We start from the raw sequence: 12391 nt of genomic DNA on the forward strand, positions 1-12391 counted from the left end.
TGGTTGTATTATTTAAAGAATTTACAAAACTATTTGCGGTAGTTTACCGCTTTGACAGACATAGTAATAAAGCAACGATAGATACGCTAATTAATGAAAAGCCGTAAAGCATTTGGCAAGCTCCTGCAGAAGTATTTGGAGGGTAACTGTAGTGAATCTGAAAAGGAACTCGTAGAGCAGTGGTATGAACTGATCGACGAAGAACCCAGACAGAACTATACCGAACACGAGTGGGAAGCTTTGGAATACAAATTATGGCAGAAAATAGAAGTAGATGCTTTTGAAACCGACGCCAATACCGGCTTTAATTTCTGGCGTACTTATCGGATCGGAATCGCCGCTTCAGCAGCTCTGATATTAGGAGCAGGAGTCTGGTGGTACCAGAGCAAACAGAACAGCACACCCGCACTCACAACTTTACAAGAGCCTGTCCATGAATTAAAACTCATGGACAACGCCTCTTCCAAACCTATTAAAATAGAACTGGAAGATGGCAGCACCGTCACCCTAAGTCCACACAGCCAACTTCATTATCCCAATCATTTTGCTGCAAATAAAAGAGAAGTACAACTCAAGGGCGAAGCCCTTTTTGAGGTCAGTAAAAATCCGGAAAAACCATTTTATGTCATTACCGACGAACTTGTCACTAAGGTTTTAGGAACAAGTTTTTATGTGCGCACCGTTGAAGCCAAACAAAAAACCGAAGTTGAAGTGTTAACAGGAAAAGTATCGGTTTATGAAAAGGAGAGAGTCGACAACCAGAATCCCGGTGTTGTACTCACGCCCAATCACAAAGTTACTTTTTTTGCAGTTGAAAAACATTTCATTACCGGGCTGGTTACCAAACCTTTGCCGCAGATAAAACCTTTAGACAACAAGCCTGAAAGATTTGAATTTGACGACACGCCTATCAGCCAGGTGGTGGAAAAACTGAAAAAAGTTTACGGCATTGAAATAGTGCTCGAAAACGACAAACTGAACGATTGCCCGATTACTGCCGATATCACCGCACAGCCTCTTTATACCAAGCTGGATATAATATGTACAACCATTAATGGCAAATATGAAGTGAAAGGAACAACGATTTTGATAAGTGGGAAAGGCTGTGAGTAAATATTGCCGGTATCTGTCTAAGCATCTATTCAATCTTAATATAAGCTAAACCATCTATTCGAACAGGAGTATGTCAGCATTAGCAGGCGTACTCCTGCATTAACTGTGTCATCTATTTAACCTTAACATATATAATTACAATTTATTCAACTATAATTACAATCTATTCAACCCAATTGTACAACAATATGATTTGAAAGTAACAACTGTCTAACAAAAAAAGCTGACAATGGTACCAGCATTGTCAGCCCTACATTTGCCCTAGTTATGTTTTCGCTGCGAGTGAAAACCAGGGCTTCTTTTGTCAAATTCTTACCTCTAACAAAATTGTCCAAATGTATGAAAAAAAGATTACAAACAAGTAAAATCTTGCTACTTGCTATGAAAATTTCTGCTGTTCAGCTTGTATTGGCAATGATTTTCGCTACTGTTTCGTATGCTTACGATTCAAACGCTCAGGAGTTTTTGAATAAGTCAGTATCGCTAAAAGCCGAGAATCAGAGTCTTCGTATGGTGCTTGAAAGAATTGAAGAGCAGACAGATGTAAAATTTGTATATAGCTCAAAAGTCATTCACGCCAATCGTAAAGTCAGCTATACTGTTTCTGAACAAAAACTATCAAACGTATTAGAGTCTTTATTGAAGCCCTTACAGGTCAATTATCGCATCATTGGCGGGCAGATTATTCTGAACTGGGAAGAAAAACAGACTATTCTCGAGAGCATAGAACCCGAGAAAATGCTGGAAAACGCTGGAACGATAACTGCCGCTGACCAGCCCGTGAAAGGTAAAGTAACCGATAAAGACGGAGGCGAGGGTCTGCCGGGTGTGAATGTAACCATTAAAGGTACCACCCGCGGAGTAACCACCGACGCAGAAGGAAACTACTCAATCACCATACCCAACGATAAGACGATACTGGTTTTCAGCTTTTTGGGCTATGAAAAACAGGAAATTGCGGTAGGAAACCGCAGCACTATTGATATAGTACTGGGTTCTGACATGAAGGCGCTCGATGAAGTAGTTGTAGTAGGTTACGGAACCCAGAAGAAAGCAAACCTGACAGGCGCAGTGTCGAGCATTGATGCCGCAGCCATAGAAAACCGTCCGGCCAGTAACCTGGCAACTGCCATGCAGGGGATGAGCCCGGGCCTGATCATTACCCGTACCAGCGGCCAGCCGGGTAGCGAAGAGATAGGCATACAGATTCGCGGTGCTACTACTGCCAACGGTACTGTAAGCCCCTTAGTGGTGTTAGACGGAGTAGCCGTGCCTAGCAACACTTTGCAAACCATGAACCCGAACGATGTGGAGAGCATCAGCGTATTGAAAGATGCCGCTGCTGCTGCAATATATGGAGCGCAGGCGGCGGGTGGAGTTATATTGGTTACTACCAAAAAAGGTAAATCGGGCAAAGTAACTTTTGATTACCTGGCACAATACGGAACCGACTGGGCCATTAACGTGCCGGGCAGAATGTCTTTATTAGAAGAAGCAGAATTTGCCAACCTTGCCCGTGCCAACTCAGGCAGTGGCCCCGAGTACACTGCCGAAGAGATTCAGCGTATCAAAGACGGAGTTCCTTATGTAATAAACCCTGCCGATACGAGTAACTATCTTTTCTATAACCAGAAACCCCTTACAGACCAAATCCTCAGAAAATACTCTTCGATGCGTACACACAACCTGTCGATGAGAGGAGGGACCGATAAACTGAACTTCCTGATTTCGGGAGGCTACTACGGCAAAGATGGTGTTTTTAAAGTTGGCCCCGACAGCTACGACCGGTATAATCTGCGTGTGAACCTCGGTGCGCAGCTAACCAGAATATTTTCGTTAGATTCTCGTCTGTCTTATACTAATGACAAAACCGAAAGTTCATCGGCCGGTATCAATGGTCAGGGGCTTTTGTATCAGATATACCGCCTGCGTACCCGTACACCTTTCTTCACGCCCGAAGGCCGTTACAACGGTGCAGGTTCTGCTGCTACTGCTTATGCTTCTATGGAAGCCGGTGGTTTCAACGAGTACCGCCGCAACTTTTTCGATGGCGTATTTACATTGAAAGCCGCTGAAATGATAAAAGGTTTGAATCTGAGGGCAGTGTTTGGAACACAATACCGCCGCGACGACAGAGAGGTATTTAACCGGACGGTGCCACTTTGGGGCAAATCGAAAATTCTGAGTTACCTGAATCAGGTCAATTCTTATAACATAACAAACGGGCTCATTACTAATACCAATATTCAGCTATTGGCCAATTACGACAGACAATTTGCAGGTAAGCACAACCTGGGTCTGTTCGGGGGATATCAGTGGGAAGCCTTCCGTTCATCGTCGGTATACTCAGCTGCTACCAACCTGGTAAGCAACGATTTGCCGACACTGAACCTGGGCGACGACAAAACCAAAAGCAACAGCCAGAGTATCTATGCCTATGCGTATCAGTCTGTATTTGGACGCATCAACTATAACTATGCCGATAAGTATCTGGTAGAAGGTACGTTGCGCTCGGACGAAAGCTCAAGACTGGCGCCGGGATATCGCATAAAAGTGTTCCCATCAGCCTCTGCCGGTTGGAATATCCACCGCGAAGACTGGTTTGCCAATCAGCTCAAATTTGTTTCTGAATTGAAACTGCGTGCTTCGTGGGGGCGTCTGGGTGGCGCTTTGGGCAATACCCTTGGTTATTACGACTACCTGAACCAGCTGAGCCGCAGCGCTACTTTAGTATTGGGCGACTCCCGCACTTCATACATATACCAGAGTGCTATTCCGTCAGCGCAATTGTCATGGGAAACCATCGAGACTTCAAACATTGGTGCTGATTTAGGCTTCTTCCAGAACAAGCTACAGGTAAGCGCCGATTATTATGTGAAATACAACCGTAATATGCTTACACCACAGCAGTTACCGGCCGTAATTGGTATCGGTACACCTCGTAAAAACAATGGTGAGCTTAAATCGTGGGGATGGGAGGTGGAAGCACGCTACCGTGGTACTATCGGTTCAGACTTCTCTTATAACGTAGCCGCCAACCTGTCCGACAACCAGAACGAACTGTTGAATTTCTCCGGCCGTAAATTAATTGCCGCAGGTACCAACAGCATTATTGAAGGATACCCGCTTAACACCATCTGGGGGTATCAGACAGACGGTTATTTTACCAGTGTTGATGAAGTAAAAGGATGGGCATTTCAGGATAACCGCACTGGTGCAGGAGATGTGAAATACATTGACAAGGACGGCGACGGCAGACTGACCATCGGTAATGGTAATATTGCTAACCATGGTGACCTCGTGTTGCTGGGTACTACGCAGCCGCGTTACCTGTTTGGGGTGACACTTGGTTTCCAATGGAAAAATATAGATTTCACAGCATTTGTGCAGGGAGTAGGAAAACGCAGCTACCGTCCGAATGCCGAAAACATTGCGCCTCTGTTAGTTACCTGGAAACAGGCCCTGGCTGTACACAGCGACTACTGGACGCCTGAAAACACAGGAGCGCTCTATCCGAGACCTTATGTGGGTGCTACGCATAATTACCTGCCGTCTGACAAATGGGTACTTAATGCCAGCTATGCCCGTCTGAAAAACATTCAGGTAGGTTATACACTGCCTGTGAACTGGACTTCGAAAATCAATATCTCAAGAGCAAGATTGTTTTTCTCGGGACAGGATTTACTGACCGTTTCGGCACTGGGTAAATTCAAAGGATTGTTCGACCCTGAGAATCGCGATAACGTTGATAACGACTATCCGTTCTTTGCAACAGCATCAGTTGGTTTAAATCTTTCATTCTAATCAGGAACAATGACGAAGTAATAGTGAAGAATAAAAGGAGTATTGAAAAGAGATTTAATCACTCAATCGCTCATTCACTAAATCACTCATTCAAAAAACGAACATGAAATCATTTATCAAACATATATCATTCGTTGTAGCTGTTTCGGTTGGACTAACAGCCTGCGACGTGAACCGACTGCCCGAAACCAGTATCAGCGATGAAACCTTCTGGCGTTCAGAAGCCGATCTGAAATCGGCGGCCAACTATTTGTATACCTTCCTGCCGGCTTTTAATACGGAAGACGTCTGGTCTGACGACGCCGTGGGGCTGGCTTCAAACAACATCAGCGATGGCTCACGACTGGCTCCGGCTACAGATGGTAATTACAGCAATCCTTATGTTTTAATCAGAGCCGCTAACAATATTCTGGAAAAAGCGCCTAAAGCTACCGCTGCAGGCCAGGCGGCTATTGACCGCTACATGGCCGAAGCCCGTTTTTTCAGAGCCTGGGCCTATTTCTCTCTGGTACAAAAATACGGCGATGTGCCTTTGATTCTTAAAACACTTAGCGATACCTCGCTGGAGTTAACCGCTCCAGCCAGCCCGAGAGCAGACATTTACAAGCAGATTTACGATGACCTTGACTTTGCTGCCTCTAAGTTGCCTACAGCAACAGCCCTGGGTACTGCCGATTACGGCCGTGTTTCAAATACCGCTGCGTATGCATTCAAAGCCAGAGTAGCGCTTTTTGAGGGTACACGCGCAAAATTCCATCAGTATGGTAATGCCAACGAACACCTCACACTGGCCGTAGCAGCAGCGAAAGCAGTAATGGACAGCAAGCAACATGACCTGTTCGCGAGCTATTTCGGCAATTTTCAATATGAAGGCGAAGGCCGCCAGAACCGCGAAAACATCATTGTCCGGCAATATGGGGTAACTGTAACCGAGCGTGTAAGCACACATGCCTATTACAGAGGGTCATTAGAAAACGGAAACCTGAGCCCAACCAAAAGTCTGGTTGACTCATACCTGATGAAAGACGGATTGCCCATTACGAAGTCCCCATTGTATCAGCAGCCGGTTGCTTCTACTGACGTATTTACGAACCGTGACGAGCGTCTGTCGGGCACTGTAATGAAAAAAGGAGATGCCTATATGGGTACCAAGCCTGTGTTCGACATAGCTCCTCTGGTATTCAACAAAACAGGATTTACCTTCCGCAAATATTCAAACATTGACGACTGGACAACCCAGGCGTCGTTGATGGATCGTTCCATACTGCGTTATGCAGAGGTACTGGCTACTTATGCCGAAGCCAAATTTGAGCTGGATGGCCAGATCAGCGATGCTGATCTTAACTTATCGGTAAATCTCCTGCGCGACCGCGCTAAAATAGCCCGGCTGAGCAATGCTTTTATATCCGCAAACGGATTAGATATGCGCACTGAACTCCGCCGTGAACGCCGCGTTGAACTGGCACAGGAAAGCCTGCGTTATTGGGATATTCTCCGTTGGAAAATCGCTGAAACAGAATTACCGAAACCCGTTTTGGGCAATTATTTCTTCAGAGATGAGTTCGGCACTACCACAACAGTAAACCTTACGCCCGACAACTACATTCTGGTTCAGGATGCCAGTTTCCGTAAGTTTGACCCTGCAAAAGACTATTTGTGGCCATTGCCTATCAACGAAATCTCGCTCAATTCCAATCTGAAACAAAACCCTAAGTGGTGATGTAATATGCCGAACACTCCCGAAAACCTTCGGGAGTGTTCGTTTTTTGTATCGAGTAGGATGTTTAGTAATCGAGACTATAATATGCCGCCCCTACAGGACTTCGTTCGGCTTATGTCATTAGTTTCTGCTGATTTGTAATCCGTACGGGATTACAGATTCCGGAAGAATAAATTATAAGTCGGTGCCACCGCTGAAAGAAATAATGCACATTCAACCCTATACATCATGAAGAATATCTTCGCTTTATCTTTAATCATGCTGGCTTTAGTAGCCAATGCACAGGTTACCCAGCGCAATATTCTGGGCAACAAGTATACGCCTGAAGTCTACAGACAAAGCCTGATACCCCTCAGCCAATGGACGCCGTACCCCAAAACACCGGAAGAATGGAAAACTGCCTTACCGGATTCATTGATACAGGGACTAATAAAAGCCGGAGAAGCAGCCGAAAAGAAAGAAATGCCGCAACTATCGGCCAGTTTGCTGATGGAATACGTGCGCTCAGGCGATAGAGAAAAGCATTCCAAAATTTCGTATGGCCGCCGGATTAACCTCATAGATTTGGTGCTGGCCGAATCAGCAGAAGGCAAGGGGCGTTTTACAGAAGCCATCATGAATTACGTGTGGGCTATCTGCGAAGAAACTTACTGGGGAGTACCCGCACATCTAGGCGTGCAGAAAGCAAAGAATGGACTGCCTGATGCCGAAGACCCAACTGTAGATTTATTTGCCGCCGAAACAGCCTCTGTATTGGCGTTGACTGATTATTTTACGGGAGATAAATTAGATAAAATTTCACCATTGCTGCGTAAAAGAATTTATCATGAAGTAAACAGCAAAATTTTTGAGCCGATCAAACAGGTAGAGCGTTACGGATACCTGAGCAAAAAGAATCCTGTCAATAACTGGAATCCCTGGATTGTATCCAACCTGTTGATTGCTGATTTGTTTCTGGAGAAAGATGAGGCCAAACGTGCCACTTATGCGCATAATTACTCGGTGTTTATGGATGCCTATCTGAACAGCCTTGGCGATGAAGGTGGTTGCGACGAAGGCCCCAGCTACTGGTTTGCGGCAGGTGCCTGTGTGTTCGATGCCCTCGAAACCCTGCATAGCGCGTCTAATGGCAAGATTGATATTTACAACGAGCCTTTAGTGAAGAATATGGCGTCGTATGTATACAAAATGCATATTGCTGATGATTACTTCGTAAACTTTGCTGATGCCGACCCTAAGCTCCGTCCGGATGGCCTGATGTTATATCGCTTCGGTCAGGCGCTGAAAGATGATGCCCTGTCGCAGTTTGGTATGTGGGCGTATCAACGATTCCCGACCACGGCTACGTCCAACAACAGTTTTCATCGCATGCGCCGTATCACCAACCTGCTTACGGTTACTAAAATACCCAATACACCTACGGCCTACCAACCGGGTGGAGACTCATGGTTTGGCGATATTCAGGTACTCACCACGCGTTCGTTAAACGGTCTTTATCTGGCTACGCATGCCGGGCACAATGCCGAAAGCCATAACCATAACGACGTAGGCGATTTCCTGCTTTACTCAGATGGCGAGCCAATCATTATTGATGCCGGGCGTGGCAATTATACCGCCCGCACTTTTTCGTCGAAACGTTACGAGCTGTGGTTCACCCAATCGCAATATCACAATCTGCCTGTTGTAAATGGAAAAGGGCAATTGGCTGGCCGCCAATATGAGGGTATTAACGTAAAAAGTACCGTGAACGACAAAGAGGCGTCATTGAGTATGGATATTGCTCCGGCCTTTGAAAAGTCGGCAGGAATAAAAACCTGGAACCGCGAAGTGAAACTCAATAAGGTGAAGAATCAGGTAGAAATCACTGATGATTTCACACTTACCCAAAAGCCAACATCGCTCGAGCAGGTGTTTATGACCATCTGTGATGTAGACACCTCAACCCCCGGCAAAATTGTGCTCACAAGCCCGAAAGGCAAGCATCTGTCGCTGTTATACAACGCTAAAAACTGGACTGTCACAACTGATTTGCCGTCTACCGAAGGCATGGAATACAACAGTTTCAAAACCAAATGGAATAGCCGCCCGGTACGCCGGATAATTCTGACAGGCAAAAACATGGGGGATAAAGGGAAGAATGTTTTTACAGTGGTGAAATAAGTCCTGAACTGTGATTTACCTGATTGAGCTGATTACAATGATTTGTCATTTGATGGTTTCTAAACAAATGATGAATTTGTTCACTGAAACTCTTTACATAATACATAATCAAAACAATCATAAAATCAGGTAAATCAAAGTTCAGACAAAATCACAATTCAGACGCCTCCTTAAAGCTAAAAGCCACAACCAGCAGTAATACACTTACAGACCCCAGTGCAAGAGACAGAGACGTCCATTCCGCAAGAAAACCCAGTAGGGCGGGGCCTGCCAGTTGCCCGATGTAACCCAGTGTAGTAACCCCCGCTATGGCCGCACTGGCCGGTATACCGGGCATATTACCTGCCGTGCTGAAAAAAACAGGCACAATGTTGGCACAGCCAATACCAACCAGCACAAAACCTGCTACGGTTACCATGCCAATCGGCACGGCAACAGCCAGTAATAAGCCCACGGCGGCAATGATGGCCCCGGCCATTACTACTTTCTGCTGACTGAATTTATTAATGATAGTATTGCCCGACAAGCGCATAACAGCCATAGCTACCGAAAATGCCGCAAAGCCAACACCCGACATTGATTCTTCGAAATTACGGTGGAATTTCAGAAATACTGCACTCCAGTCCAGAATAGCGCCTTCGGCCAGAAAAGCCACAAAACACATAAGCCCTAGTATCAACACAGGCCCTTTCGGAATAATCAGGGTTGCTACTTCCATCTTTTTTTCTTCCGAATGCGGCAACAGAAACCTATACTGGCTCAGGCAAATAAAAACCAGTAGTAATGAAATGGCAAAAATGGCGATCATAGGCGACAACCCCAGCTCAATTAAGAACCCCAGACCCATAGAACCTATTAGCCCACCCACACTGAACAAGCCATGAAACGATGACAGAATGTATTTACCCGCTTTATCCTGTATCACTACCGACTGCGCGTTCATCGACACATCAATAGCGCCAATGGCAATACCAAACAGATACAGCGAAATAGCCAGTGTCAGGCTGCTGTCAGCAAACAGCAAAAGCGGAAGCACAGCGGCTATCATCAGGCCAGAGAGCAGCATGATTACCCGGCTACCCAGTTTATTGATAAGCGCACCGGTAAATGGCATGATGGTCATTGCACCGGCGCCTAGGCAAAGCAGTATCAGTCCGAGACCGGCATCATTGAGACCGAGCCTTATTTTGGCCAGTGGCACCATGGGTACCCAACTGGCCAGCCCAATGCCGCAAACAAGAAAATACAAAGAGGTGGCTAATCGCGCCGGACGGAATTTCTGAGGCAAAGCTGAGTCGGATAAAGGCATGTATAAAGCAGATTAGAAATTTCCAATAATAGCTAAATAAATGAATATTCATGCTATCGTTAACATAATTTAAAAAAAAGTAATAATTGTTTTTAATTCTTTGAATAATATTCTCAAATTTACAAACGATAATTAAAACAACCCATATAACTAGACTAACCCTTGTAGTTATTTCAATTTTTCTTTAACCCTTAAAACACTGGTTAAAAATCTTGAGATTTAAATTCACACCTGTCACAAGATTCTCTTAACCTAACCCGTGAAATAGTACTATACAAAGAATTTTTAAAAACTTTTAAAAGTTGCCTGGTACGCTGTGTGTATCTGCATGTAAAAGCTAACTGTTTGATTTCTAGCTTGTATTTATTTGCCTGAACCCGTTTTTCAGATTTTGTTTTAATAAAATATCTGAAAGAGCGGGATTCCGCTAAACCGTTTTAAGTTGTATTTTTTGAAGAATATTTAAAATGTTTTAGGGATTTTGCCGAGTTAATTGACTATATATATCAGAGTTCTTATGTTCGAAAAAGACCTAGCTACTAATGATGTACCAAAAGTTTAGTGATGATGAATTGGTAGATTTCTTAAAAAGCGATAATGAAACTGCTTTTGAAGAAATATATAATCGGTATTGGTACAAATTGTTCGGTATTGCCTTTCACGAAACAGGTGCCAGAGAAGAAGCAGAAGAGTTAGTTCACGATTTATTCGAGAGCCTTTGGAATCGCCGGCAGGTGAGCATCATAAAACACCTGAGCTCTTATTTGATCGTTTCTATTAAGCATTTGTCCACCAACTACATCAAGTCGCAGATCACGCAGAGAAAGTACCAGGAGTATCTGATATTTAACCAGATACAGCAATCGTACGCAACAGACGAAATTGTAAATTTTACTGACCTGTCAAAAGCAGTAGAAGAAGCAATGAAGACACTGCCTGAACGAAGCTGCGAAATCTTTAAGATGAGTCGTTTTGAAAACCGGTCGGTAAAAGACATTGCACATCAGATGAATCTCTCTGAAAAAGCAGTAGAATACCATATCACCAAAACACTCAAGGTATTGAAAGAACAACTGAGAGCGTATCATTCGGATAATTAACTTTTGAAAAAATTAAAGATACCGTTATTTACGGGCAGGGTCTATGAACCAGCATGAATTCGACAAACTACTAGAAAGATACCTGGCAGGTGAATGCAATTCTGAAGAAGAAAAACTGATTTGGGATTGGCAGGAAAACCTGCTTAAAAATACACGGATAGTATTGAACCCGGACGAAAAAGACGCCATCAGAAAACGTCTCTGGAATCGTATTTACAGCAATACCATCGGCGTGGTAGAAGAAGAATACAGTTCTACCAAAGGCCGCCTGGTTACTATGTTGAAATGGGGCATAGCGGCTATACTTCTGATCGGCCTGGTAAACGGGCTGCTTCTGATGAGAAACAAGGAAACCGCCCCGGTTGCTATAGCAGAGCCGGTAGCAGAAACAAGCGATATCGAAATTAAGAATACGTCAGATACAGACAGCGAGGTGAAACTGGAAGACGGCACCGTGGTGAAACTCAAAAGAAACAGTAGTATCAGTTATCCGAAGCATTTCGGCACAAAAACCCGCAATGTGTATTTGAAAGGGGAAGCCTTTTTTAATGTAAAAAGAAACCCCAGTGCCCCGTTTGTAGTGCACACCGGCGACCTCGTAACCGAAGTGCTGGGTACCAGTTTCAATGTGAAATCTTATGACAACACAGCAGCTATAGAGGTGTCGGTTACTTCAGGGCGTGTGTCGGTTTACGAAGCCACAGAAAAAACAATACGTAATAAGAACGGAGTAATTCTGACGCCGAATCAGAAAGTAATTTTCGACAAGGTATCAAAGAAAATCACTCCGGGCATTGTTGAAAACCCGATTGTACTGGTTCCTCAACCAACAAGAATAGAATTTGTATTTGAAGATACCCCATTGCCGCAAGTGTTGCAGAAACTGAAGAATGTCTATGGCATTGAAGTCATAGTCGAGAATCATGATCTCAACCAGTGCGTCTTAACAGCCGATTTAAACGACCTGCCACTATCCACACAACTTGAATTAATATGCCGTACCGTCAATGCGCGGTTCGAGCAGCGCGGCACCAGCTTCTTCATTAACGGAGAAGGCTGCAAATAGAAACGTTCATCTATTCAACCTTTATAATACAATTAATCACTAAAATCTAATTAAAACGAACCAGAATGAAAACATGAGAAAAAAAAGCCGACAATGTTGAGACATCATCGGCCCTGAAG

Annotated in this window: 7 protein-coding genes; 6 read left to right on the forward strand and 1 reads right to left on the reverse strand. The window is 44.4% G+C overall.

Annotated elements, in window-relative coordinates; all coding sequences use genetic code 11:
- The first annotated feature begins 93 nt into the window (after positions 1-93).
- The 4 genes from AC1RRY_RS19930 to AC1RRY_RS19945 all read left to right on the forward strand — a co-directional run bounded on the left by AC1RRY_RS19930 (position 94) and on the right by AC1RRY_RS19945 (position 8797).
- Positions 94-1113: a FecR family protein gene (locus AC1RRY_RS19930; RefSeq protein ID WP_492823764.1), complete on the forward strand. Its 1020-nt coding sequence runs from the start codon at positions 94-96 to the stop codon at positions 1111-1113.
- 381 nt (positions 1114-1494) lie between these two features.
- The gene (locus AC1RRY_RS19935) at positions 1495-4917 is read left to right on the forward strand and encodes a SusC/RagA family TonB-linked outer membrane protein (protein WP_492823762.1); all 3423 of its coding nucleotides are present in this window, start codon (positions 1495-1497) and stop codon (positions 4915-4917) included.
- Positions 4918-5020: 103 nt separating this feature from the next.
- Positions 5021-6637 carry a RagB/SusD family nutrient uptake outer membrane protein gene (locus AC1RRY_RS19940; protein ID WP_492823760.1) on the forward strand — a complete coding sequence of 539 codons (1617 nt, stop codon included), beginning with the start codon at positions 5021-5023 and terminating at the stop codon, positions 6635-6637.
- 228 nt (positions 6638-6865) lie between these two features.
- Positions 6866-8797 (forward strand): heparinase II/III domain-containing protein, encoded by a 1932-nt coding sequence (locus AC1RRY_RS19945; RefSeq protein ID WP_492823758.1) that lies wholly within the window; start codon positions 6866-6868, stop codon positions 8795-8797.
- Positions 8798-8948: 151 nt separating this feature from the next.
- Here AC1RRY_RS19945 and AC1RRY_RS19950 read toward each other — a convergent pair whose 3' ends face one another.
- Positions 8949-10106 (reverse strand): MFS transporter, encoded by a 1158-nt coding sequence (locus AC1RRY_RS19950; protein ID WP_492823756.1) that lies wholly within the window; start codon positions 10104-10106, stop codon positions 8949-8951.
- Between the two features lie 542 nt (positions 10107-10648).
- Here AC1RRY_RS19950 and AC1RRY_RS19955 point away from each other — a divergent pair.
- Together AC1RRY_RS19955 and AC1RRY_RS19960 are read left to right on the forward strand one after the other, a co-directional pair.
- Entirely contained in the window at positions 10649-11206 is a 558-nt protein-coding gene (locus tag AC1RRY_RS19955) for an RNA polymerase sigma-70 factor (protein ID WP_492823754.1), read from the forward strand.
- A gap of 43 nt (positions 11207-11249) precedes the next feature.
- On the forward strand, positions 11250-12272 hold the full coding sequence (locus AC1RRY_RS19960) for a FecR family protein (protein ID WP_492823752.1): 1023 nt from the start codon (positions 11250-11252) through the stop codon (positions 12270-12272).
- Positions 12273-12391: the final 119 nt, after the last annotated feature.

It is taken from the genome of Emticicia sp. GW821-FHT11C11, from assembly GCF_058808615.1.